This is a genomic window from Nostoc sp. PCC 9305, from assembly GCF_963920915.1.
Taxonomy (GTDB): Bacteria; Cyanobacteriota; Cyanobacteriia; order Cyanobacteriales; family Nostocaceae; genus Nostoc.
The window spans coordinates 54,015-80,744 of the sequence record NZ_CAWUDN010000018.1 but is presented as its reverse complement, the minus strand read 5'-3'; the positions used below and the strand labels follow the sequence as shown (position 1 = coordinate 80,744).

The following is a 26,730-nucleotide window of genomic DNA, read 5'->3' as shown; positions in this document are numbered from 1 at the left end:
TCTCAAGTTTTGCATAAGCCTTGGTTTACTTCAAGACTATGAGGAATAATATTGACTCCTGTAATTTATATGCTTACATCCCCCAGAGTCAGGACTGTCGAAAATGCTGGGAATAAGGAATAAGTAGGCTTAGTTTCTAAATATTAGCGATCGCCTAAACTAAAAGTAAGCATCTTTTACCCACATAACACCTATGGTTCAGTCTTCTAATCAACGCCTAACTCTAGAAGAATTTCTCGCACTTCCCGAAGGAGATATTACATACGAGTTTATTAATGGTGAAGCTGTACCAAAATATAAAGATCATGAAATGTCACCAAAATTTTTTCATAGCTCGACTACTGGTGCTTTATTTATACTATTGTCTGCATGGGCACAAGCAAAAGGTCGAGTTGTGATTGAATGGGCAATTAAACTAACACGAAATCAACAAGATTGGATGCCTGTAGCCGATCTGACTTATATTTCTTATAACCGTCTTCCTGCTGATTGGCTATTAGACGAAGCTTGTCCTGTTGCACCTGAATTAGTCATCGAAATCATTTCACCTGGTCAAACTTTTGGTGAAATTGCCGAAAAAGCAACTGATTATCTGAAAGCTGGCGTTTATCGTGTTTGGGTGGTTGATACAAAAGCTAGAACTGTAACTGTATTTGCGCCATCTTCCTTGCCGATTACTTATCGATCTCATCAAGTAATTACTGATGATTTACTACCAGAATTGGAAATTACCCCTCATACAATCTTTCAACAAGCTGGATTAAATCTCTAAAATTTCATTAGGAATCAGAAGAAGCTAAAGTATAGCAGTCCTAAATCATTCATGAACAATAAAATAAATAAAATCAGATCCCCGACTTCTTTGAGAAGTCGGGGATCTGATTTTATTTATTTTCACATATTTAATGCCGATTAAATTAGTTAATTATTCAAATTTTTTCTTACTTATTTTATTTTAATTTACAGAGAAATGAGAAATTAAATTAACTGTATGAATTGAGTCTTTTAGGATAATGAATATGGATTAATTTTCTTCTTCAAGAAAATATATAAACAGAGGACTGAGTTGCTTGTGTAATAGTTCTTAAAAAAAATATAATAAACGTAAAATACAAGTATATTGACAGATTAGACACATTTAAGATAGAAAAAATATAGAGTCCATTTGCTGAGACTGTAAAGTTCAGGCAGATGAAGCAGTCGTAATACTGAAAATTACAAAGGAAATAATTATGCCTTCACAAGGTACTGGCGCTAACGTTGACCCGCGATCGCTTAAGCCGTCTATTGACCTCGCTACAGTCATAGAGTTGCTTGCTCAAGCTATTTCTCCTAGCAGTAATCAGGCAAATACTGACCAGCTAAACCCTAGAGGGATGCAGCTGTTTGAATTTGATGACAAACAAAATAAACGCCTGAGAATAAGTACTTCAGCCGTTATGTATCGGCTATTTGCACAACCTAAATTTAAAGAAGCTTTGAAACCTGCTCCTGGCGGTGGTTTTATTCAAAACTTATCCATGCCAGCTTATGGAAATAGGTCGCGCGTTGGCGGCTGTTTGAGTGATGGTAATGCTACAAAGTTACCTGGTGCGATAGACAGATTAATGGCTGCTATTGACCAAGCACTGAATACTGCTGTGCCTTCCGAGAGCTTATTATCCACATTGCTGTTAGATGACCCTGATAAGCAACTCAAACAGCTTGCTAAAAAAGCAGGTACGTCTTTCCAAAATATAGCCAATACTGCCAACCTCGTACATCTAGCATTTCAAGCTGGAGATACTAAAGATAACAAGTCTGTGGCGACGGTTATTTGTGCGTGCGAACGAGTTGAAAATACTGATTATTTTGAGCAAATGTGCAGTGCTGCCGCAGAATATTTAGAAAACGAACTTGACAACGATGAAGATGATGTTAATTCATCGATCGCAACTTTGAAAGCGGAAAAAGATAGAGAAGATAGCCAAATCCAGCGTTTTTTAAACTTTTTAGACGACGAAGCATTGTCGCGCGTGCGATTGACAATTAGCTTTCGGATTATGGAAGCGATCGCAGAAAATGCCCGATCAAGTCACGACCCCGATTACCAACTTTTAGTAGAGTATGTCAATCGAATACTCACTCTAGTTGAATCTGCTAAAGAAGAAGGCTATACGGTTGATTTAACTACTCCTTTCGGTAGTGCAGCTGAGTTCGACTTGGCAGATGAACTTAGCAAAGCGACCTTTTATTATTGTCTAGCTGTTTGGCCTGAGTGGAAAACTCAAATTTTCGAGCAAAAGACTAAAAATCAAGTAGAGCGTGAAGTAAGTTATCGTTTTCGAGTCAATGGGCAAAATCCAGAATTAGGCAAACCTGCTTTTGAAGTACGACTCGATCAAATTAGAGAATATTTACTAAGTAATGATGAATCTTCCTTACAAAAACCTTGGGAAGTTTGTCGTCGTTTAGCTCAACTGATCTTTTTGGCAGTCGTTGTTCCCACAAAGGACGAGGAACCGCTAACTAAAGAATCACTAACAAATATGGTGAATCAACTCCTAGCAAATTTTAAATCGCAGGGTACAGAAGCTATTCGCCAGACTTTAGAAGAATTACAGGAACGCTCGGAGTCAATGAAGTCAATTGCCAAGGCTCTGAGGGAAGTACTGCGTGACAAGAACCAAAAAGTCATGTCTCAAGTTCAAAATCGCTCTTCACAACAATTCATCTGTGTAAAAAACAGCATCATGAATTGGGATCGCCTAGAAGGTGCAACATTAGGTGTGAGAAAATTGCTTGTAGAGGCACAAGAAAATTCCAGCGAAAAGGTTGAATGGTTCAAACATATTGAAATTTGTGAGCAACCAGCAACATCAGGACTTCTATTTTCGGTTAAAGTTACTGCCGATCTTTCGGAGTATGACTTAAAAACTAAAGATACACTTACCCAATTGTGGGCAAAGCGTTTATTACCACAGAAACTCCTCCAAGTTTGTTGGGTTCCTCGTTCTTGGGAGAAGAAAGACGGTCAATGGACTTATGAACTTTCGACAAATGCTTCTAAGGCTGCTGGATGGGTATTACCAGCCGCAATCATAGTGGAATACGATGTTAAAACGGTGAAGCGGCAACCAGATACAAAAGGCTCTGAGGAAAAAAAGCAGTATCATGCCGCCGCCGTTACTGCCTTTGCTGTGCTAGTTTACTGCTGTTTGTGGCGTATCATTAGACGATTGCAACAACGCGATCAGGATAAATTGGTTGATTTTACAACCTTAATGCTGCGGTTGCAAGAAAAGGGGAAAGAACTAGATGATAACAATGATGAGAAGGAGAAGAGCGGCGATGCTTATATTTATGCAGCTGCCCAAACCTTAGAAGCCATACTAGCTGAAGATACCCCAATCCGAATGCAGGGACTAATTCTGGAAAATCTGGCGAAACAAACTGATACGACAAAATTTATTAAATCCGGCACTTTTAAGGCGCTCTTAAGTGCGTTTCCAATTTGCATCAGTAGCCCAGGTTCCGATTCAGCCCCTAAAATTGGCTTAATTTCATACGCCAGTCGTCCCTGTAATGAGGGAAATTTTCCCAATGATAGTGAAAAGGCTTATCTTTTTCTCACTCAAAGTTATATTGCTACAGCAGTTAATGAACCGTTTAAAGGTTATGAACTGAAAAGAGAACGGATGCAGTCTGATGTGCTTGATTCTCTAGAACAATTGAAAACGCAACGCCTAGTTCAAGAAGAAATTCGTCACCTTAAAGCCCAAGGATGTCAGCACATTATTTTATTAGCTCATGCCTATGGCGATCGCCGCATTAATCGAGCCGCAGATTACAATTCTTCTTTAATACCTACAGAATTTTTAGAAGAAGTCTTTCAAACGTTTCCTGATATCAACATTTACCCAATGGTGCGGGATGTATTTCCGGCTACACGCTTGCGCGATCGCGGTTACAGTGAAGCGGCATTTGAAATTTTGCAAGCAGGAGATCATTCAGATTTTCAGCGCTCCGTTAGGGCTGACTACTTTCGTAATTTAATTCCGGTTTATACTTTTGCCACACTTTATGCTATTCAAGCAGAAGAGCGCCTACAGTCTGGTTTCTGCATTTATTTCTTAGTATCGGATGGAAAAGTTAGCAATATTAACTGGACTGAACGCGCTCGTCAGCATTTGATTAATCCTGATTCAGACTCTCGTATTCATCCTTGCTTACTAGCTGTACTACGGGGCTTGCATTTTATTGAAGCTGAACGAGGTGTGCAAAAAGGTCAACTGATCCCAGTACTAGATCCATTTAGTTGGATATCGCCCAATACAGTTGAAGAGGCTGGTGAAGTCAAAGTTCTTCATAACCGCCGCAAAGGACAGGTATTACTTAATTATCGCGCTGTACTTACCCACGTTTCTCAAGTTCTGCACAGGAAGTAATGGAATCATCCTTTCTACAACAAGCCTCTATTTGGGGGCAGGTATTTGAAATTGCTGTTAAACGCGGTGTTTTACAACAGTTGATTCACAGAAACTTACTGTTGAACGATCATCCTGTTTTCCAGCTTTGGCAATCTCACAAAAATGCAGATGTCCACCACCAACTGGTGAAAGCATTCAAAATAACAGATCCCAATCACAAAGAATGGGTGGAAACAATGCTGCGTCATCTGCTGGTACTCGGCTATGGTTTAGGTTGGACAGCAATGCGTGAGTGTCTCAAACTCAACCACAGTAAAATTAGGCAACCTAAATTAGAAGCAATTTGGTGTCCGTTGACATTGCCAGGACAGCAAATGCTACGGGATGACGAAAAAGAAGAGACAGCAAAAGCATTTCAAGAAGCTTTCAAACTACCAGGAAAACCAGACGAGAACTTAGTCAAGCGTGGACAACCAGCCAGAGCCGATTTTATTTTATGGCTGTCCAACGAATTGAGTCCGCCCAAAGATGGCAAAACTGAATTTTCCCAATCAAAAGATCCAAAACACAAAAAAATTGAGAACTTAATTATCTGCCTGGAATTTTCGTATAACGCACCCCTCAAATTTGCAGATTTTCAAAAAGAAGCTCCTCATAGAGAAGAAATGAGTCGCTATGCCCGTTACATTGAATCACGAGGGGTTTTCTCTAGAGTTTGTGCAGAGGTTGAAGGTGAAGAATTTTCACTCTCTAAAAGGTTGGAAAATTTTCTTTCAGCATTTAGTGGTCAAGATAAACCATTATTCAAGCTCTGTCAGGCATCATCTTATACCGATCAGCTGATTAAAGTGTTACGCGCACGTAAGCGATTAGAAGGAAGTTGTAACGCTAGAGCGATCGCTGTCACATCCAATGGCATTGAAAATCTTACGGCTCAATTCTTCGGTGTGGAACCTGAACCAGATACTAGAGCCAAGTTAATGCAATCATTGGGAAAAGCATATCGTAATACTAAACATTCAAAGGATGATGTGCCACTCGATCTAGATGCAGAAATTCGTTTGGTGTTCAAAAAGTTAGTGCGATCGCTACCGTCTGCTTTTAAAGAACAAGCACAACATCTAGCTGAAAAACCAACTTTAGGTCAATACTCCCACTTTCTCTTTCATGAGAATGTGACAGACTTCTACAACCCAATGGGTGAAATTAGCAAGGCTGAGGCGATCGCATCTATTGAAGACAACGACGCATTACTTGAGTTCTTTGGAGGCAACCCTGTTACACGAATTGCCGATTTTATCAATGAAATCAATCCCGATAAAGCAACAATTCCTCTGCGACAAGTACACCAGGCAGCAGTATTTGCTGGTATAACAGCTGCTCAAGTTGGTAAAATTAACGTCCTAGCTTTGGAAGGAAATCCCGGTATTGGTAAAACTACTGCTGTGATGAAATTTCTTAAACAGCAAAAGCAGCAGTCTCAAGGTTTCTTATTTTTGTATCTCAGTCCGCGAGTTGTAATTAATCGAGATGTTACCGACAAACTTGCTAGAGAAAATCAGCATCCCACTGGAATATTAACCATCACCAGCAATAAAAATTTGATTGATGCAGCTCCCGAATGGTATAAAAAACAGGTTCAACAAAACAATTTTCCACCTCACAGTATCGATAGCGCTGTTGTTGTTGATGGTATTGGAAAACTCACACGTCCTGATTGCAGTATCCTCTTCGTCACCCCAGAACAAGAACTTGATATTGATTGCAATATAGTCGGCTCTACTCGGTTTAAACGCCGTCTCAACGAACGGGATTACAGCGTAGAATCTCTTTATAGTCCTGGTGTCTTGCGTACCATAGCAACCTCAGCCCGAAAATTACTCGAAGCAAATCCCAAGGTTAATCAACTGGTGATGACTGCTGCTATCCAAGGTTATCGGACGTTTAACGATCAATCAACTACAGTCAATGCCTTCAACAACTTATTTGCAAAAAAAGCTGACACTAAGCCTGGAAAAAAGGAACGTTCAGCATTTGCAGCGCGTATTCCCACTATAGTTGTCATGGTAGATGAACTCGCTGGTGATGGTGCAGGTGCGCCCTTTGTCCGTAAGTTAGCAGAATGGTTGGAACAGCAATTTATTAAACCGTTTGATACAAATCAATCTCCGTTTAAAATTGTGCTGATTCTTGCTGATGCCTCACTCAGCAATGAAGTTGTGTTGGATAGCTTTTTGAACTCAGGCGATCGCGCTCCTGATAAAGTTCTAATAAGTCAGAGTCGAGGTGAAGCAGCGTTTCGGGTAACAGGCACTCATACAAAAATTGGCCCCAAAAAACACCCAACGCTACACGTCATGACAAATAGCTATCCCGCCAGTAAACTCAGTATTGACTACAGTATTAGGCTCTCACCCATTAAACCAGGTCAAAACAGTGACGGCACGGAGCAGACAATTAGACAAGCAATTCGAGAAAAATCAGAAGAGGAATCGCTAACAAATGCCTACTTAGAAATTAAGAATGGGTTACAACAGGGAGCAGAGCAGTTAATTTTCTTTGCTCAAGATAAAGCTTTTCTACGTCAGTTGCAGGAAAAATTAACCACTGGTAAAGAAGCTCTGGTAAACAGAGAACAGGTGGAGGTTTTGGATCAAAGTGTATCACCCGATCGGCGATTGAAATTAGTAAAGCCGCCACGACGGGATGAAGTTCGAGTTTTCCTTATGACTTCTTCAGGCGCAAGAGGTGTTTCTTTCCCGAAAACAGATTGGATTATAGCTGCAATTCCCCGATTTAATATTGAAGCTGCTTTAATGGAAGTCGCGCAATTAATTTACCGTGGTCGAGGAATGTATACAGATCCAGAAACCGGAACGGAAGTTTCTGGAGATAACAAAGATAGACGGTTAGTTATGCTAATCAATGATTTCATCATTGAAAGAGAGGACATTGATCCTAAAAGACTATGGTTGCGTCAGTCCAGCGATTTATTGACTTTGCTGGTAATGTTGCGCTCTACAATTCACACCCGCATCAAAGGTGATGCAGGACTTAATAAAAACCGAATTGCATTTGTCCCAGTTGGTTCTGTCGGCGATGAGGAATTGCTGCGTTTAATGTCTGATGATGTCTTAGATTTCTTGCGTGAAGCCAAAATTTTTATCAGTGATAGTCATCCTCAAGAAGCAAAAGCAATTGTGAAAAAAGCGGAGCAGTTAACTGCAAACATCTTTAAACATTTTGACTTGAGGGGTCAATCATCAGAGAAAAATGCCAAGTCCTATGCAAATTATCAAACTTTACAAGCTTTGGTCAAAACTGTTTCTAGGATTTCGAGCCGATTATTACCATCTTTAGATAACGATGAGCTGAAGATACCTGATAATCTAACTTGTATCGGCCCTTTCTGGATCGAAGATTGGAGCGATCGCCAAACTGAAGAAATATTTAGCTTTGAAGCATGGAAAGCTGATGTTAAACAAAATAGCAGTCGTCTTTTAGGATCGCTAAAAGAAATTGCCGAAAGCAAGAAGTTCAAATTTCCCTCAAAACTCAAACGTCCTGCCAACGAACTGTATAAACTATTGAGTCGAGAACAAGAGGGATTTGTTATTGAATCTTCCACACGTCAGGCTTTGAAAACTAAAAACATAGTTATTGGCTTACCTCTAGACTATCCCCATTTCTGGAATGAGCAATCAGAAGATGATACTCCCCAACAAGTATTACAAGATCCCCAAGCTTGGAGAAGTGCGCTAGGACGTTCTCTAACTCCTCAAGGCTTAATTGTACCTGTAGTACCTCACTATCGCACATTTCCCTGGGTAGCTGTGGCAGGTAGACGGATTTTTACACAACTAGAAACAGTTTTTAGCGATCGCTATTTTATGGCATCCAGCGAATTGAATCTTCTGAACACCATCCTGCTTGAAGATGAAGCAGATAAGAAATAGTTAATGTAAAACATTGCTTGTTTCCGAAAACGCTACCTCAAACTGTGAAATATATATATTATAAGAATACCAGAAATGTTGAATGCTGATACAAAACTTTACATAAATAGTTATACTAACTCTAAAAACCCTAAATTAGTCAACATAACATCATCTCCTCAAACCAATGAACATATAATTAATCTCTGAAATAAATCTCGCATACTTGTTAAACTGTTATCCAGAGCATACGATAGCTTTTCCCTCAAAGAATAGACGACTATTTAATACTGGATAATCATTTTTTGGCAGGCTTTTCAGGATATCTTTGACAATTTTGGGAAATGAATTTATAATCACAATCAAACTAAAATATTTTAAGCCTTCGCCCAAAATTACCATATTTTGGGTTATTTTTATCGGATTTTTCTTAACATTCAACACTTTTGATATAGCCCATAGATTATTTAAATCTGTGTCCGAGTTACAAGAGTTATTAAACAGGCTATTAAATCAAGAAGAACTAATAATTAAGTGGCATCGAAAGATTAAAAATAAGGGTAACGCTATTATTGCAACTTAGAAGTGGAACAGCTTAGTAATTGATGCTGTAGTTTTAACAGACCCAAAATCTGTCAGGGTCTGGTTACATTTAGAAGAATTATTGTGCTTTACGATGGCGTACCTGCCCGTCGGAGGCGATCGCACTCTCGCAAAACGAGTATTTGACCACAAAACCAGTCTGGCTATAGGTTCGGCAAGCTTATCCTTTAATTTTCGGCAATCTTTGACTTTAAATCACATTAACTCTTATCAAATAATCGCTTCTTGTATCTAATTTTCAGTTCCGCAAAGGCTTGCTCAATTACATATTCTGGTAATCCCTTAACAGTCAAGCTATCTCGGCAGAGGTGAGGACACAAACCCTGGTTTTACCTTTTATTTATCCCGTAAGTTTAAACCGTTCTTGTAAAATACAAGCACTCACCATTCCTGTCAGAGTAAAAGTTACTTGAGTGCGTTTACTGTCATCCATTTCGGGCAGTTGATCTAGGAGTGCAATAACTGCTTTTTGGTCGTAGAACGGTAGTGATTTCATCACCTCGCCTCGCAGAGTATCCTGGAGTAGTTCTTGCAATGGTTGATTGCTTTGCAGAGCATAAGATGGAGAAGAATACGAGTGCTTTTTACGATGATACATCGTGTCTGTCAAGAAAGGGCGTGCCGCTTCTCGCAGCACATATTTTTCGGTCGCACCACGGATTTTGAGTGAAACAGGAAAGTCGCGCACTAGCTCAACCAGATGATGGTCAAGAAATGGCAGACGCCCCTCAATAGAATGTGCCATTTCTACACCATCGCCCAGCATTCTCAAAACGTAGTTTGGCAAAACCGTTTTAGACCACAAATAAAGGGATTGATTGACTGGTTCCCGCCCAGTTAGTTGACCCTGTACATCTAAGCGATTTAAAAAAATCCGAAAGGCATCGCGTTCTGCCACAAAAGCAGCAAATGCAGGCGTATAAAAAGGGTAAAGTTTCTTGATACCAGCTTTCATCAGGCCAACTGAAATATTTTTGAGCCAAGTTGGTACAAAACCTAAAGTCCGCTGCACGCCCTTTAAAGGCATCTGTGATGCATCAGTTTCTAATAAAAGCGCAGAAGCTGGATTGTTCAATTGCAATTCTGCTAATAGCTGCTGTACAGTTTGTTCGTCTTGGCCTTCTCGATTGTAGAGCAACATATCCTCATGCATAGCGACATATCCTCCGAAGATTTCGTCAGAACCTTCACCGGTGAGTACAACTTTGTAACCCATATCTCGCGTCGCCTTGCTCAATAGATATTTACCAGCCGTGGAGATAGTGTTGGAAAGCCTCTCACCGTAATAAACGGCATCGGCAAAGTTGCTGACAAGATCGGATTGGTTGACTGAAAGGATATGAAGATTTGCCCCGACGTGTTCGACTGTCTCGCGAGCGAAAGCTTGTTCGTCATAAGGGGGTTGATCGAAGGCGATAGTAAACGCCTGTATCGGGCGAGAGGTATGTCTAGCTGCCATCCCCAACACAGTAGCCGAATCGATACCACCGCTGAGATAGCAGCCAACTGGTACATCAGCCCACAAGCGAAGTCGAATCGCTTCGTCCAATGTGTGGCGAAGTTTTTCAATGTATTCGCCTTCACTATATTGAGTAAGAGGCTCGTTCATACGGGGATAATTAAAATCCCAGTAGCGCATCAGTTGCCAGCCAGAATCCGAAGCCAGCAGAAAATGACCAGGGGGAACCTCATAAATGTCTTGAAATAAAGTCCGATCTGCTTCTAATACAGCGCTGTTGTATTGGAAAAAAGACTCCGGGTTCCAACGAGCAGGCACACCTGCTGCAAATAAAGCCTTGACTTCGGATGCTAAATAGAGAGTACCACCATTTACTGTATAATAAAGTGGCTTAATGCCAAAGCGATCGCGAGCCGCAAATAGTACTTGATTGCGTTCATCCCATAGCACAAATGCAAATTCGCCTCGCAAACGCTGTAAGCATTGTGTACCGAACTCGTCGTAGAGATGAAGGGCAATTTCACTGTCAGAGCGGGTACGAAGCCTATATCCCCATTGTTTTAAGTCAGCCTGTATCTGTTCAAAGTTATAAAACTCCCCATTCACGACAATATGCAGGTTTTCCTCTTCGTTAGCAATCGGCTGTTCGCCAGTTGTCAGGTCAATAATGCTGAGTCGGGCATGACCCAATCCAACTCGTTGATTGGGAGAAATCCAATAGTTTTGTCCATCTGGCCCCCGATGGTGTAAACTTTGTGTTGCCCGTTTCAATGCCTCTTGGGAAATTGGTTCCTGTTTTGATAAAAATGCAACAATTCCACACATCAGTCTCAATTTAGCTTAATTTATTGGGTTCCGAACGAGTAGCACCGATCTACTGAATTGAATTTCCTCAGTTTAATTGCATCGGATGTACTGGCGATCTTTTTCGTTGATAACTGATGCGCGTGGGTGATGGTCGAGGCGCACCACCGAGTACGCTTATCGTCTTTGGGTTGGGTGTGAGTAGGGTCAAATCATAGTTGCGTAGCAACTTGGCGAGGATGATGGCCATCTCACTTTTCGCAAAGTTCATCCCTGGACATTTACGCCCACCTCCGCCAAACCCCATAATAGCATACTGGTCTTTGCCTTCGCTCCGTTCTTTGCTAAAGCGATCGGGGTCAAAAAGAGGTGGATTGCTAAACTTGCTTTCTAGATAATGGGAACTTCCGGCGGCTATAACCACACGCCAGCCTGCGGGAATTTGATAATCCCCGACTTGAACCTCCTGTTCAGTGACCCGCAGCAGCATATCTGCGGAAGGTTTCAGCCTGACTGTCTCATCAATCACTTGGAAGGTTAGTGGCAAACTTATAAAACTCATAGCATCGATGCTGTCATTTAGAACTTCAACTTCAGTTTGTAAGCGTGCCAAAATGTTCGGGTGTTGGAGGGTGAGGAGAACACACCAGGCGGCTTGCCGTGCGGTGGTATCATTTCCGGCAAATATCAGACCTAGCCATAGGTCTGCCGCCTTTTGGTCGTCGAGGTAGGTTCCATCGTCCAAAGGAGTATTGAGTAACAAAGATATAACATCGTCGTAGGCCTCAGGAGCTTGACGACGTTGTTGACAAAGGCGACCTAGAATGCTTCGGATCTTTGCCCTAGCGCGATCGCGACGTTTATATCTAGGCAGTGGCCAGTCAGGGGGTAAAATGATGCTCACGGACTTGGCAATATCCGAATATGCTTCCCAGAATTCCGAACCTAATTCATCTCGGAAATTTGCTCCAGCAAAGGCGTGCCCAGCAATAGACCGCGTTACTAGGCGCATCTCGTCCATAATATCCATCTCGCCCGACTCCCCTAAACGATCGAGCCAGACATCAACTTCGTAGTTCATGGCATTTAAATAGCCCAAGCTACGTTCTCTGCCGAAGATGATTGGTAGAAAAATGCGATGCTTTTTGTACTGCTCTTTTGAGGCAGTAAGGAATATTTCACCTATGGCATATTTTAGGATTTCATAGCCCTTGGCGATATTTAAGCTTTTGTCAGTTTCGTTGTAAAACCATTGATGGTATTCACTGCCAGTGACCACCACTATCGGTTTGGGGATCTTAACAGTAAATACATTACCTAACTCCTGATAGCCCTTGTAAAACAGAGCGCCTTTATCGTGCATAAATTCTGGAAGATGCCCAATAATCGGCCACCCCCCTTTGAGTACAGGTGGGAGTTGCATCGGATCTCCTGATTTCAAAGAGGAAGGATTTTCAAGGCTATCTGATAGATTATATTTCATTTAGTTCACTCCCCAAGATTGACCTATGTGAAAGTAAGTGCGGTACTGCTATATTTATTTAGACCCAGAAGAATAAATCTGACTCTATCATTGTTCAGAGCAGTGATTTGATGAAATAATAGGTGGATGGCTTCGAGACACTGCGTGATTTTACACGATCTGATTGAGTCAAACAATAGCCGTGTCTGTTTTGTCTTTGGTGTAAGCAGTCTCCTTTTTGAGCGACTATCAACGCTCGGCGGGTGATGATATTTCGTCCAAAGCAAAATAGCCGTTGTAATCCTGCATATAAACGGCTGCTCGATGTCTAAAGAGAATGACAGCGGGAGTGCAGGTCGTCAATTCCATGTCATATCCAGGAATGCGTACTTTTGCACCAACTGGGTACAAGCGATTCCAACGCTCAACTTTTTTTCGTGCCTCAGCTGCTAGTTTCTCTTTATCCACAGTAAACTGGGTATTAAATTGGCTGGAACGTTCATCAGTGCGATCGCTCTTCATAGAGAACTGACTTGCCAAGGAGGGATCGACTTGACGATCGTCTTGAATATTAGAATTTTTTGGAGTATTGTCTGGCTGCGCTTGATATTCTCGTCTGATACTTGGGATTAACTTGGTTAAGATTCTACCGACACCTAGTTCCTCAAACTGCATTTCCTCTTGGGACAGCAGATAACCGATGCTTTCAGACCAGCGCACAGGAGATGTAATCTGATCTGCTAACTGGGACGCAATCTCTTCTTGTCGATAGGGTCGTGCATTGACGTTGCATACCACAGGAATCGTCAGTTCTGAAAAAGAAAAGTTTTCCAGATACCGCGCAAACTCTTCTCTTGCAGAAACCATATAGGGAGAGTGAAACGCACCACTTGTGTTGAGAGAAACGTAAACCGCTCCCTCATCTACTAGGACTTGCTTGGATTTCTCGATGTCTGCTTTCAGACCTGATACAATGGTTTGATGTGGCGAATTGTAGTTTGCAATATAAACTGCTGACAGTCCATGAAAGTCTAGCATTGTCCGAATATCGGCTGCGGCAGGGCCAATTACAGCTGCCATCGCACCATTGGGTGTACGGCTCATGAGTTCTCCGCGCTTTGCCACTAGGCGAATACCATCTTCAAAGGAAAAGGCTCCTGAACTGTGAAGTGCGTTGTATTCACCCAGACTGTGACCAGCTAAGAAATTAGGTAGCTTTCCAGATTCGGCTAGACGCATTTTGTACGACAGTGCATTAACGACAAAAAGCGCCGGTTGAGTGAATTGTGTCCGATCGAGCTGGTTGTTTGGATCTTCTGTACACAATGTAACTATTGAATACCCAAGAATGTCACTGGCAATTTCCGTTTCCTCTGGAAATATTGCGAACAGTTGTTTTCCCATTCCTCTTGTTTGTGAACCCTGCCCAGGGAAAAGATAAGTAATCATTGTAAATTAAGTTGCGATTCAGTATATAAGTTCCCCACTATGGCTCCCAAGGAAATTTTCCTTCGTTAACGTATCTCCGAATCTTGTCGAGATTCTCTTGAGAGCAAAACAACTGCTCGTTTGTCGAAACTGCCAACGATTGCGATCGCATCAGCATATCGTTTAGCTGGTGCATATATTTTTTATACTCGGATACGGCTGAATTCGACAGTCGGCTGAGACGAATCAAATGCTTACGTAACAGAGATTCGCTATCTTCAGAATAGGCATCCACTAAACCACTAGCGGATGCGTCCTGGACTGAAATCGGCATGGTCGTCAACGTCATGTAATGAGATTTTTGCACACCCACTTTGCGAATTAGAAATGGTAACACACAGGCGGGAAACAGACCAAACATGAGTTCGGAGAGCGCGAAAGTTGCTGATTCATCCGCCAGTACGATATCGCAGGCGGCAACAAATCCGACTCCACCAGCCCGCACCCTACCTCGCACATGGGCAATTGTGACAAATGAAGCGATCGCCAGCTGCATCCATAAATGATACAAACGTTCAGCATTGACCCTCCCAGCAGCATCATTCTGTTCAGCGATTTGGCGAAAGTCTGCACCAGTACAGAAAACATCCGGCAGTCCCTCAATCACAACGACACAAACCGCTTGTGATTTCTCTCTAGTTCTATTCTCACAAATGGCAAGGACATCTGTAAGTTCGGTTACAAGACGGTTGGTAATCGCATTCTCGGAATCTGACTGACACAGCTGAATGCGACAAATTGACCCCTGAAACCGGACGTTGATAGTTTGATACGTTAGCTCACCCATTCATACTCACGATGGAATTCTCGAATCTCGCGTAAGGTCAACAATGGTTTATCTTTCCAGGCCGATCGCATACCCGTAAGCATTGTGGGGTCTAAAGTCACATTTCTCGTTCCGAACCGGACACTGCGATTGCCCTGGAAAAGGTCTTCGTATTCCTCAATGGAAATCTGATAGCGTCGGTCTAGCATCGCCGCGATCTCAAACTGACGCTGCCACTGCTGTCCATTTGCTGTCACCACGCCACTGTAGAACTCGGAGCAACAGCCCGAACCGTAGGAAAAGCAACCTAGTCGCTTTGGTGTCGTGAAATCACCATTGTCAATTGTACTGGACAAAGATAACATCACCGTTCCGCCCATAATATTGCCCACCCGTTGGCAATAGCGAAGTCCTAGTGCAACTCGCTGATTAAAGTCAAGTTCAATATCGTTTAACTTTACCTTAGTGAATTTACGCATCATCATCCGGTGTGCCCCTTTGACCATGCCACCAAAAGGCGTGTGAAATGTTAAGTAACCAAAGGTATTTTGATAGTCTACGCCTGAAACTCGCTTCTGATACTCAATAAACGCGTTCTCACAGCAGTCGAGATACGACATCAAAGACAGATCGGCATCTCCCGATTCACTGTCTGGCACGGGACGGCAGGTATCCATGACCTCGTAGCCGTAATAGCCGTTTGCGCCCACATCGACTTGAAACACCTTTGGGTCGTCACTAACGAGGATGGCTACTGCCCCTGCACCTGAACTTGGCTCAAAATAAGACCAGTCGTTGGTGAGTGCTTCACCCCCTGGGGTGACAACGAATCGGGAGATATCGGTAGCTACAACCAACGCCTTAGCACCCGGTGATGTTTGCGAGAGGATGAAATTAAGGGCCATTTGTAGTCCGGCAGTTGCCGCATAGCACGCTTGCTTCAACTCAAATAAGCGACAGCACCGATTCAAACCCAGGTATTGATGAATGTAGGCGCTAATGGATTTACCAAAATCAATCCCTGATTCTGAGCAGGTAATGAGCAATTCTATTTGTCCTTTTTCCTCTTCTGAGAGGGAGTCGATTAAAGGTTTGGCAGCATTGACACCAAAAGTGATGGGATCTTCAAACGGGAGGGCAACTGCTTTTTCCTTCATTAATAAATTTTCAAACCGCCGCATATCTAGCTGTCGATGACGAGCCAGATCCATCACATCAAGGACGACACTACCGCCAAAAGCATTCATGCTTTCGATTCCAACTGATATCATGATTGTTCCTCGCTTAACATCGTCCGAGACATAATGCCGTATTGATGCCGCCAAACCCCATACTCAGGGCGATCGCATATTCGATCTGATGTGTAACAGATTTTTCCCGAACCCAGTTAAAACTTGAGTCGATTGGACTTTCTAAGTTTAGCGATGGATGAAGCATTCCAGCACGCATTTGTAGAACTGTTGTCACCACCTCAACAGCTCCTGCGGCGCTCAGTCCGTGACCGATCAGTGACTTGGTTGTATTGATATATGCGTGGGACAAACCTGCCTCGCGAATGGCTGAAATTTCAGTATCGTCCCCAGCGATGGAACCGCTACCGTGGGGATTGATATAGTCGATCGCTGGCGGCGACAATCCAGAACGAGCCAATGATTCTAAGATGACAGACAGTTCACCTTCTTTGGATGAATTGGGGTTGCGGTTTCCGTCCATCCTGGTCGCCCACCCCAAAACTTTGGCATAGGGCGAAACGCCAGAACGAGCTGCTGTATCCTCTTTTTCAATCACCACCACACCACAAGATTCGCCAAAAATAAATCCGTCGCGATCGCGATCGAAAGGGCGACTGGCTAATGATGGCTCATTAGCATAACGATTTGACCCCATAGCCCCCATAGCTCGCAGTCCTCGACACTCCCAATGGGACAGATCCATCAAAGCTCCCATAGCGATGCAGACATCAACTCTACCACTTGCAACAGCTTCGCTCGCCTCAATGACTGCCAACTGACCGCTAGCCGACGCGCCTCCTACGGTATGCGCGAATCCTTTCACAGGAAAATATTGGGTACAGAGTCCACAAATATCACTGTCAAGAAATGTCGTGCCATAACTCGGTCTGAGAAAATGAGTCCGATCTGCATACTTTTCCTGAATCAGCACCAATTCACGCTGCTGGAAATTCGATCCACCAACAATCAGACCGATCCGGCAAGGATCGACATCATCGAGTCGGGCATCCCGCCATGCTTCATCCAGGGTAGAAACTCCGACTTGAGCCGACCATGAGGCTGTCCGTAAATCTCTTTCGGCAATCCCATCAGGAATGATGAGATTGTCAATTTCGCAACCCAACAGACGCAGATTGGCATCAACGATTTTTCGTCCAGGTCGATTGAGTTCAGCAAAAGCAGATTTCCCAGCCAGTATCGCCTCTAAAAAATTAACTTTTCCTTGCGCGATCGCAGTGGTGACTCCAACTCCTGTAATAAGTATTTTAGGTAAACTGATGTTTCTCATACAGCAGATTGGTAAACTCGCCTATACTCTTGGCTTTTGCAAGCTCAATTAGGGGGATTTGTAGCGACAGCGATTCCAGCGTCATCATGACAATATCGGCTCGATCCATTGAGTTGGCTCCTAAGTCAGCGAGTCGATCCGTCTCAACAATGGAATGGCTCTCCAGTTCTGGAATAACTTCACAAGTGTGTTGGACAATGATGTTAAAGATACTATCCCTTGTAATCTCTGTTGTCATCTCGATTCTCATTTAATTGAACCAGTATTTATGCTCTCCTTTTTGCCTTTACCAGCATATACCCAAGATTCTCACACATATCCTCAAACATTCCGACCCAACGGCCGATCGCTTGACTCTCAACGTATTGCAGAATTTCGGTCTCATACTGTTTGAACGCGACTTTAACCTTTGGAACCAGAGGAGGAATCACAAATTCGGTTACGTCATCAATTTCGATCAAGTCAAACCCAGCTTCATCCAACAGTCCTGGATAATCTTCCTTGGGAATAAAGACCGAATGAATTTTTTCTTTGGCAAACGTCTTAAATTCTTCGGTAATGTTTGACCGTGTTGGCAAGTCAGCGATTAGTAATGTGGCCCCTGGCTTCAAGATTCGATAAGCTTCTTGTAGGGCTTCGCGGTGTCCCATGTGAAAAATGGTTTCAAAAAACCAGCCTCCGTCATAGGTTGCGTCATCGCAGGGCATTTCCAACGCATTGCCCTGGATGAAGCGGACTCGATCGGACATACCAGCTTCCTGGGCTAGCTGCTTCGCCTTGTCGTATTGGTACTTGCTGATGGTAATTGCATCAACGAAACATTCTTTCGCTTTTGCAATCCGCATAGCTGGCACACCAACACCGCATCCCAGATCGCAGAAGCGTTCTCCTTGAGATATCTCCGACTTGTCGATCATAATCTGAGTCAGGCGATCGGCTGCCTCACCAAGACTGGCGTCAGGATTCTTTTCGTCCCAGTAGCCCCAATGAAACTGCCCGTCAAAGATGAGATGCCCTCCTTGACCTCCGGGCGCATTATACATTTCTGCTACCTTTTCTGGTATCGGACTGCTGATAGTTGCGCCATTTTCCTCAATATCAGACTTACTCACTGAGTCTCCCATAACCTATAAACAGGATTTATATTCTATGAACCTAATTTTGCTAAAAGCATTATAGGTTATAAGCAGTTAGGTGAATGTTTACACTTGTGATTATTCCCGTTATTAATTTATATCAAGATTTATGGAGCAAATAACTTCAACAGAATTTAAGTCAGATTTTCTAACTGAAGCACGAGTTAGTCTAGGATTGGCTGTACCCTTAGCAGTTGCTCAACTAGCTGAATTTACCATACCTGTGATCAATTCGGTAATGATGGGTTTACTTGGCACTCAAAATTTAGCGGCGGGTGCTTTGGGTGTAGTTATTTTTCTGACTCTGGCATCTATTTGCATTGGTATTCTCAGAGCAGCAGGGGCGCTTGCTGCCGAGGCTTTTGGAGCAAACAATCTGGATAGGGTCAGCCGGATTAATTGTCAAGGACTGTGGCTGGCAGTTGCCCTATCTTTACCCGCAATGCTTCTGTTATGGAACTGTGATTCTATACTGCCCTTATTAGGTCAAGAAGAAAGCAATATTTTATTGACAAAAAGCTATTTACATGTTGTGGTTTGGGGATTACCTGCCATGCTGGGTTTTTTATATTTAAAACAAATTGCCGCTGCCATCAATTTTCCCCAATTTGGCATGGTAATTATAGTTGTCTCTTTACTGCTGAATATACCTGTCAATTACGTACTGATGTTTGGCTTTTTAGGTTTCCCTGCCCTTGGTTTAGCTGGAATAAGCTGGGGAACGATGCTCGTTTATTGGGTGAGTTTCTTAGCCTCAGTTATGCTGATTTATTTTCATCCTAACAGTAGAGACTACAAGCTTTTTCGCTATTTGGATGAGTTTGATCGAGAGATATTTGGTAAAATTTTTCAGATCGGATGGCCGACGGGAATTCAATTAGCAATTGAAATGGGGCTGTTCACCATCACGGCAATGCTAATGGGAAGGTTGGGAACCTCCAGTTTAGCAGCCCATGAAATTGCTCTCCAGGCATCCAGTATCTTTTCAGCAATTTCAATGGCAATTTCTTACGCGGTTACAGCGAGAGTAGGGCAGATGATGGGAGAGAAGAACCCTAAGGGAGTAATGAGGGCAACCTTTGTTAATCTTAGTTTAAGCGCACTGTTGGCGTTCATTGTAGCGATAGGTTTTGAACTGTTTTCCCAACCCATTGCCACCCTTTATTTGGACATTAATAATCCTGATAATGCCGTAGCAATTACTCAGGCAATAAATTTCTTAAAATTGGTTGCAGTCTACCAAGTTTTTTCCAGTATTAAAGGAATTGCGGTTGGGGCTTTGTTAGGATTGCAAGATACGCGCGTACCTATGATAATTAACACATTGTCTTTCTGGGGTGTTGGGCTGGGTGGAGGTTATCTAATGGGAATAATTTTAGGATGGGGAGGAACTGGTTTATGGTACGGTTTAATTATGGCTCCGGCAATTTCCAGCCTAATTTTAGTAGGGCGGCTTTATCTGAGAGCGAAAAAATTTGAGGGAGATTTAACTGGAGTCCCCGATCAGACCCCAGTTTCAACCTTGTCTACTTAGGCAAAGTATCCTAGAGATAGCAACCAAGGTAGTATGCAATTTGGGCAACTTGGTTTGGCTCTCGCATCAGGGTAAAATGATCTCCATTAATGATGTGTACACTCAGTTGACCTTTAATTAGCGTGTCCCATCTAACTCTGTCTCCACCATTACTGACTGTATGCGAGGCTTGGGCGACTGACTCACTTGCTAGAAGTGATAAAACTGCCCCGTTATATGGCTGCGGGTGATACTGGGTTAAAGCCAGCATATTTACTTGAAAAACCCGCCATAAGCGCTGTAATTGCTCCAAAGACAACTCAGATGGGAAAAGTTGATGATGTTGGGTAAGTTTGAATACTTGCTCTAAAGAAACTAGTTTTCCTTCTAGTGACTCTAGAACTGAGTGCAAGCTTTGTCTCGACTGCCCAGCTAAATCTTTTATGAACTCCACAAGGAGTTGATCTTTACCCGGTATGTCTTCAGCAGTCGGGATATGGCTATCAATCAGAACTAACAATGCAACTGTTTCCCCTCGATGAATAAGCTGTTGTGCTATCTCGTAGGAAATTATACCTCCCATCGACCAGCCGATAAGGTGATAAGGGCCCTGAGGTTGCACCGTCAAGATTTCCTCAAGGTAGTGACTAGCCATCGCCTCAATGGTGGTCAAAGTCAGCTGTTGTTCTATCAAGCCTAATGATTGCAGTCCATAGATAGGATGTTCCTGCCCTAACTGTTGGGAGAGTGCTGCATAGCACAGTACGTTCCCACCTACCGGATGAACACAGAATAGAGGAACTTGTTCTCCTTTAAGCTGAATGGGGACTAATACTGAATTAATCACATTAGACATCTTTGAAAAAGAATCTGAAACCTTTATCTTGTCTTGGTGAAAACCTAATTTCTGGAGATGTTTATTAATAGTAGGATGATTACTGGCTTTGAGCAGTTGGGATAGTTGGGCAATAGTGGGGTTCTGAAGCAGGGTAGCCGAGGGCAACTCTACCTGAAATATATTCTTTATTTGAGCCATGACCCTCACTGCTACAAGGGAATCTCCTCCTAACATAAAGAAATCATCGTGGATTCCCACCTGCTCAAACCCAAGAACATCCTCCCAGATACCAGCAATAATCTGCTCAAGCTTGTTTCTCGGAACAACATAAGCCTGAGTTATTGGTGGTCGTTGGTATAGCTGTTTGGGTAGATCCTCCTTCGATGATTCTTCTAAAAAACTAAGTAGTGTAGAGACTTGGTTTTGCTCAATCCGAGAATGTAAATCTCGTGTGGATACAATAACTTGAGGCAGTGTATTACACAAAAGACGACGAAAAACATCTACGCCCTCTGCGGGTAACAGCCCTAACTTATGGTCTTTGTGAAGTATATTTGTAGTTGCGATCGCTTGTTCGTACAGACCAGAATCAGCAGGTTGACTAATATTTGAGTCAAGATAATCTGAGCGGACTTTGTTTAGCGCCTCTTTATCTTGTAACGATACAACAAGCTTGCCGATGTGCTTCGCTTGTGCCATATACTCAAAAGCGATCGCCACTTCTGAAATTGGGAATACTTGATGAGGAAGGGGACTAAGATTTCCATTTTTGAAGTGTTGCACCACTTCCAGGAATATGGAACTAAAGTTAGGGATATTCGGCTCCAAATCTATGGTAAAGAAGGATAAGCTTTTCTCAGAAAGCCGTAAACCTACCTGGCTGTTCTCATCGATATTTTGCTTGCCAAGTTCCAGAAAACGTCCGTAAGGTACTAGAATTGACAAGCTTTTGGGTATAAATTCTCCCCCTAAAGAGTTCAAAACGACATCAATACCCTTGCCGTTAGTGTATTGCATCACTTCATCGGCAAAAGCCAAAGACCTTGAATCCATCACATATTCAATTCCCAGAGAATGCAGAAACGCCCGTTTTTCTGGACTGCCAGCTGTGACAAAGATTTCTGCGCCGAGCATCTGGGCAATTTGGATCGCAGCCATGCCCACACCTCCGGCGGCGGCATGGATGAGAACACTTTCCCCTTTGCAAAGCCTGCCCAATTTATTCAGCGCATAGTAGGCTGTCATAAAGGAAATCGGAATTGTTGCTGCCTCTTCTAAACTCAGATGATTTGGTTTGGGTGCGACATAGGAGGCGGAAGTTGTTGTAAATGCGCTAAAGCAGGAAGAAGAAAAAGCAATGACTTCATCTCCTAATTGATAACCCTCGACACCTTCTCCCAGCGCCACAATCTTTCCTGCACATTCCAAACCGAAGTTTAAAGGAGTATTAGATTGAACTGGAAGCATCCCCAGCGCTAAAAGCACTTCCTTGTAGTTGAGTCCGGCAGCACATATCTCTATTTCTACTTCACCTGCACCTGGTTTCTGGCGTTTGGCAGTTTGAAATCTCAAGGTTTCTAAAATACCAGGAGAGGATATTTCCAAACAAAAATTCTGGCTTTGGGAAGCGGAAAAGGTTTTTTCCCTTTCATCGATTCGATCGGGTGTTAAGGGAAGATCCAAGGTTCCGATTCGTTGTTTTGCCGCCGCTGCGGCCATCCCGACTTCTTGCCAGCCATCCCAGTTAATACTTACTGTGAATGTTCCATTTTCTGAGGTTTTATGATGAGCGAAGGCATCAAGAAAGGCATTGGCTGCACAATAGTCTACCTGTCCAAAGTCATTGAGAATTGAACTGAGTGATGAACAAAGAATAAAGAAATCTAGCTGAACATCCTTGAAGAGAGCATCAAGTACCAGGGTTCCCCTGATTTTCGGAACAATAACTTTTTTTGCTATTTCTGGTGTTTTTAGCTGAATCACGCCTCCCCCAGGAACACCTGCTGAGTGGATCACACCATTAATTTGACCAAATCGCTCTAATGCTTGAGCTATGGCGTTTTGCATTTGTTCCAGGTTGGTAACATCTGCATTGACAATCAAAACCTTGGTACCCAGTTTCTCTATTGCTTGCAATTTTTGGATCTTGCAACTTGTATCATCTTGAGCCTCATGACTAGCTAGCCATTGTTCCCAGTCAGTTTGAGCCGGAAAATCAGAACGCCCTGTCAGGATCAATTTAACCTTAACTGTTAGCGCCAAATATTCCGCCAGTGCCAGTCCTATACCTCCAAGCCCACCTGTAATCAGATAGACTCCGCCTTCCTTTAACCTTTGTATTCTCCCATCTGAGTTCTCTAATCTGACTGACTCGAAAGTTTGTACCCAACGATGTTGTTTACGGTAGGCAATAATTTGTTGGTCAGATTTAACCTTTAATTCTGCTTGCAGCTGTCCGATCAGTTGCTTCTCTTGCCAGGTTTTTGATTGCGGAATAACTACGTCAACACTACGACAACTTAAGTAAGGGTATTCTTTAGGAATAGTTTTCACCGGGCCGATTAAAGTGGCTTGCTCAGGACGTAGTTTCTCTTCTGCGGTTACGTCCTGCATATTATTTGATATAACTATCAATTGAAAGCGATCGGTAACATTTTGTTTACCAAATGCCTGAGCAAGAAATAGCAAACTGTAAAATCCTAAATCTAAAGCTTGGTCAATTCCTGCCAATTCTGATGCAGCGTGACTTTTTTCGGCTAGACTCCATAAATGAACGATGGTTTTAGGGATATCTCCCAATTCTGCCAACAAAGTTTCGTAGTCCTTGGGTTGTCGAGGATTGAGGGTATATGAGCCTTGATTTTCTTTTTTAAAGGACTCTCCTATCTTGACAACAATCACTTTTTGAGATTCGTTTTTAAGTTGTTTTGCCAGTTGAGAACCCAAGTTGCACTCATTGATAAACAGCAGAACGCTGCCCTGTAATTGCTCTAATTGACTAACAGAAAGTGGCGACCTTTTCCAGGATGGGACATAAAACCAATCAGCAATATCCAGATTTTTACTTGGTGTTGCTTGAGACTCAAGGACATTTTTTCTTAGTGGTTCAATCCAATAACGTTGGCGTTCAAAGGGATAAGTAGGTAAGGGAAGACGATAATGCTGCTCTTGCTTGTACAATCCAAACCAATCCACCTTTGCCCCAGCAAGCCAGAGTTGCCCCAGTGTGGTGAATAAAAAAGCTATATCCGATTGTTCCTCTTGGGGATGACGGACTGAAGTTAACACCGTTTGTGCAGCTGCTTTGTCTGGATGCCTTTTAGCTAATGTAGTTAGCGTCCGTCCTGGCCCCACCTCTAACAGGATTTGCTCAGGTGTTGCCAACAACTTCTCTACACCTTGGGCAAATAGGACTGTGGAACGCAGATGTTGAGCGTAATAGTCAGGATTTATGGCTTGTGTAGTGGTAATCCAAGTACCAGTAAGGTTGGATATATAAGGAATGTTGGGAGGATTTAAGGTAACTTGTTTTACCCGATGTGCAAATGTCTCCAAGATCGGTTCCATCATCTGGGAGTGGAAGGCATGGTTCGTATGCAGACGGCGGCATTCAATGCCTTGTGTAGCCAGTTGATTTTCTAGGGCATCTACTGCTGTTGTGGAACCGGAAACTACGCACTGGAACGGTTGGTTAATTGCTGCTAAGGAGAGTTCTTGTCCTAACAGAGACTTTACTCTGTCTTCGGGCAGGGGAATAGCAAGCATTGCCCCATTGGGAAGTTGCTGCATCATTTGCCCCCGTGCTGCTACCAGAGATAAGGCATCTTCTAAGGAAAAAACTCCGGCGATACAAGCGGCGACATATTCGCCAATACTGTGACCGATCGCAGCCACAGGATTCACCCCATAAGACTGCCATAATTTAGTTAAGGCGTATTCAATCACAAAAATAGCTGGTTGAGCGATCGCTGTTTGTTGAAGTTGCTTTGATGCGCGATCGCTATTTTCCTCATCAGGGTAGATTAGATGACGCAGATCGAGTCCTAATTGAGGCAAGAGAATTTCTGAGCATAAATCAACTTGTTCTCGAAATATTGCCTCGGTTTGGTAAATTTCCCGCGTCATATTCACATACTGGGAACCCTGTCCGGGAAACATGAAGACAACAGACCGATCTACAACTTCAGTGCAGTTGCTAAAAACTTGTTTTGATTCTAAACTACTTAAAACTTTGACGGCTTCTCCTAAGTTCTGACAAACCACCATCCTGCGGTGGTTAAAAACCCAGCGACCAATGCTGAGAGTATAAGCGACATCAGCTAAATTAAGTTCGGGATGCTGTTTTAAATGGTCAGCTAGATTAGATGTTACCCGTTCGAGTGCGATCGCAGTTTTAGCTGAAAGTACCAACAGTTGATAATTTCTCCCCTGCTCCCTGCCCCCTGCCCCCTGCCCAAAAACAGGTGCTTCCTCAAGAATTACGTGAGCATTAGTACCCCCAATTCCAAAAGAACTAACCCCAGCTCGGCGAGGAATGTTATTTGTTTTCCATTCACTAAGAGTTGTATTGACGTAGAAAGGACTATTAGCGAAATCAATTTTGGGATTGGGTGTCGAGAAGTTCAAACTAGGAGGCAACAATTTGTGTTGTAGCGCCATTACACTTTTAATCAGACCTGTCACACCTGCTGCTGCATTCAAATGTCCGACATTTGTTTTCACCGAACCAATGGCACAGAAGCCTTTTTTATCAGTACTCTGAGCAAAAGCTTGCGTTAAAGCAGCGATTTCAATCGGATCTCCTAAAGGCGTGCCAGTTCCGTGGGCTTCGATATAGGAAATTGTCTCGGCATCTACTCCAGCCACAGCTTGAGCCTCGGCAATCACTGCCGCTTGACCATTAATGCTGGGAGCAGTGTAACCCACTTTCAGGGCACCATCGTTATTGATAGCCGAACCTTTAATGATTGCCTGGATGCAATCTCCATCAGCTAGAGCTTCGTTTAACCTTTTTAAAACAACAATTCCGACACCGCTACCGCCAATAGTTCCCTGTGCATTGGCATCAAAAGCACGGCAGTGTCCATCGGGGGATAGAATCATTCCCTCTTGATACAAATAACCCGTGTTTTCCAGAAAGCTGAGAGAAACTCCACCAGCCAAAGCCATGTCACATTCCCCGTTGAGCAAACTTTGGCAAGCAAAGTGAACAGCAGCTAAGGAAGTAGAACAGGCCGTTTGCACATTCACCGCCGGCCCTGTCAAATTGAGTTTATAAGCCACCCGCATCGGCAAAAAATCTTTGTCGCTGGAGATTAGTAGTTGCAAAGGATCGACTGTCTCTAAAAGGTCGTGGTTTGGAGTTAGATTATTGAGCAAATAACTATTTAGACCCAGACCCGCATAAACACCGATCAAACCCTTGTAAATTTGGGGATTGTAACCAGCCTGTTCTAAAGCTGTCCATGCCGATTCTAAAAATAGGCGCTGTTGCGGATCGATGATCTCAGCTTCTCTAGCACTATAACCAAAGAAATTCGCATCAAATAACTCCATGTCTGACAGAACAGCATTAGCTTTTACATAGTTGGAGTTACTCAGCCAATCTGGATTAACGCCAGCCTTTAACAATTCCTCGTCTGTAAACCAAGTAATAGATTCTACCCCAAGAGATAGATTCTGCCAAAATTCATCAATATCTTTGGCTCCTGGAAACCGTCCCACCATTGCAATAACGGCGATTTCATAATTATTTAACTCTTCGTTGTTATTGACATTATCCATTGCCATATCTTCA

The 26,730-nt window shown here is 43.0% G+C and carries 13 protein-coding genes and 4 pseudogenes; 6 read left to right on the top strand and 11 right to left on the bottom strand.

Features of this window, described 5'->3' with window-relative positions:
- The first annotated feature begins 193 nt into the window (after positions 1-193).
- From ACM0OX_RS09290 to ACM0OX_RS09280, 3 genes are all read left to right on the top strand, one after another.
- Positions 194-772, top strand: a complete 579-nt coding sequence (locus ACM0OX_RS09290) for a Uma2 family endonuclease (protein WP_414514628.1) — start codon at positions 194-196, stop codon at positions 770-772.
- Positions 773-1,232: 460 nt separating this feature from the next.
- Positions 1,233-4,427: a hypothetical protein gene (locus tag ACM0OX_RS09285; protein WP_414514627.1), complete on the top strand. Its 3,195-nt coding sequence runs from the start codon at positions 1,233-1,235 to the stop codon at positions 4,425-4,427.
- A complete protein-coding gene (locus ACM0OX_RS09280) occupies positions 4,427-8,365 on the top strand; it encodes a DEAD/DEAH box helicase family protein (protein WP_414514626.1) in 3,939 nt (1,312 codons plus the stop codon). Before ACM0OX_RS09285 ends, ACM0OX_RS09280 begins: the two co-directional genes overlap by 1 nt.
- Positions 8,366-8,544: 179 nt before the next feature.
- Here ACM0OX_RS09280 and ACM0OX_RS09275 read toward each other — a convergent pair.
- Positions 8,545-8,704, bottom strand: a pseudogene (locus ACM0OX_RS09275) (IS4 family transposase); the annotation flags it as partial.
- A gap of 91 nt (positions 8,705-8,795) precedes the next feature.
- Between ACM0OX_RS09275 and ACM0OX_RS09270 the strand changes: the two are divergent.
- Positions 8,796-8,927: pseudogene (locus tag ACM0OX_RS09270) on the top strand (IS630 family transposase); the annotation flags it as partial.
- Between the two features lie 93 nt (positions 8,928-9,020).
- The gene (locus ACM0OX_RS09265) at positions 9,021-9,182 is read left to right on the top strand and encodes a hypothetical protein (protein WP_414514625.1); all 162 of its coding nucleotides are present in this window, start codon (positions 9,021-9,023) and stop codon (positions 9,180-9,182) included.
- A 105-nt stretch (positions 9,183-9,287) separates the two neighbouring features.
- On the opposite strand, the gene asnB is transcribed toward ACM0OX_RS09265, so the two are convergent.
- The 8 genes from asnB to ACM0OX_RS09225 all read right to left on the bottom strand — a co-directional run bounded on the left by asnB (position 9,288) and on the right by ACM0OX_RS09225 (position 18,570).
- On the bottom strand, positions 9,288-11,231 hold the full coding sequence (asnB, locus tag ACM0OX_RS09260) for an asparagine synthase (glutamine-hydrolyzing) (RefSeq protein ID WP_414514624.1): 1,944 nt from the start codon (positions 11,229-11,231) through the stop codon (positions 9,288-9,290).
- A gap of 67 nt (positions 11,232-11,298) precedes the next feature.
- Positions 11,299-12,693: a cytochrome P450 gene (locus ACM0OX_RS09255; protein ID WP_414514623.1), complete on the bottom strand. Its 1,395-nt coding sequence runs from the start codon at positions 12,691-12,693 to the stop codon at positions 11,299-11,301.
- A 228-nt stretch (positions 12,694-12,921) separates the two neighbouring features.
- Positions 12,922-14,121, bottom strand: coding sequence for an ACP S-malonyltransferase (fabD, locus tag ACM0OX_RS09250; protein WP_414514622.1), 1,200 nt, complete (start codon positions 14,119-14,121; stop codon positions 12,922-12,924).
- A 37-nt stretch (positions 14,122-14,158) separates the two neighbouring features.
- The gene (locus tag ACM0OX_RS09245; protein WP_414514621.1) at positions 14,159-14,947 is read right to left on the bottom strand and encodes an enoyl-CoA hydratase/isomerase; all 789 of its coding nucleotides are present in this window, start codon (positions 14,945-14,947) and stop codon (positions 14,159-14,161) included.
- Positions 14,935-16,197 carry a hydroxymethylglutaryl-CoA synthase family protein gene (locus tag ACM0OX_RS09240; protein ID WP_414514620.1) on the bottom strand — a complete coding sequence of 421 codons (1,263 nt, stop codon included), beginning with the start codon at positions 16,195-16,197 and terminating at the stop codon, positions 14,935-14,937. The genes ACM0OX_RS09245 and ACM0OX_RS09240 overlap by 13 nt, the downstream gene beginning before the upstream one ends.
- Before the next feature lie 13 nt (positions 16,198-16,210).
- On the bottom strand, positions 16,211-17,446 hold the full coding sequence (locus ACM0OX_RS09235; RefSeq protein WP_414514619.1) for a beta-ketoacyl synthase N-terminal-like domain-containing protein: 1,236 nt from the start codon (positions 17,444-17,446) through the stop codon (positions 16,211-16,213).
- On the bottom strand, positions 17,424-17,684 hold the full coding sequence (locus ACM0OX_RS09230; protein WP_104901811.1) for an acyl carrier protein: 261 nt from the start codon (positions 17,682-17,684) through the stop codon (positions 17,424-17,426). Before ACM0OX_RS09230 ends, ACM0OX_RS09235 begins: the two co-directional genes overlap by 23 nt.
- A 28-nt stretch (positions 17,685-17,712) precedes the next feature.
- On the bottom strand, positions 17,713-18,570 hold the full coding sequence (locus tag ACM0OX_RS09225; protein WP_414514618.1) for an SAM-dependent methyltransferase: 858 nt from the start codon (positions 18,568-18,570) through the stop codon (positions 17,713-17,715).
- A 121-nt stretch (positions 18,571-18,691) separates the two neighbouring features.
- On the opposite strand from ACM0OX_RS09225, the gene ACM0OX_RS09220 reads away from it, so the two are divergent.
- Positions 18,692-20,116 (top strand): MATE family efflux transporter, encoded by a 1,425-nt coding sequence (locus tag ACM0OX_RS09220; protein WP_414514617.1) that lies wholly within the window; start codon positions 18,692-18,694, stop codon positions 20,114-20,116.
- A 10-nt stretch (positions 20,117-20,126) separates the two neighbouring features.
- Here ACM0OX_RS09220 and ACM0OX_RS09215 read toward each other — a convergent pair.
- Together ACM0OX_RS09215 and ACM0OX_RS09210 are read right to left on the bottom strand one after the other, a co-directional pair.
- Positions 20,127-22,460 (bottom strand): annotated as a pseudogene (locus ACM0OX_RS09215) (thioesterase domain-containing protein); the annotation flags it as partial.
- A gap of 174 nt (positions 22,461-22,634) precedes the next feature.
- A pseudogene (locus ACM0OX_RS09210) lies at positions 22,635-26,723 on the bottom strand (type I polyketide synthase); the annotation flags it as partial.
- Positions 26,724-26,730 lie beyond the last annotated feature (7 nt).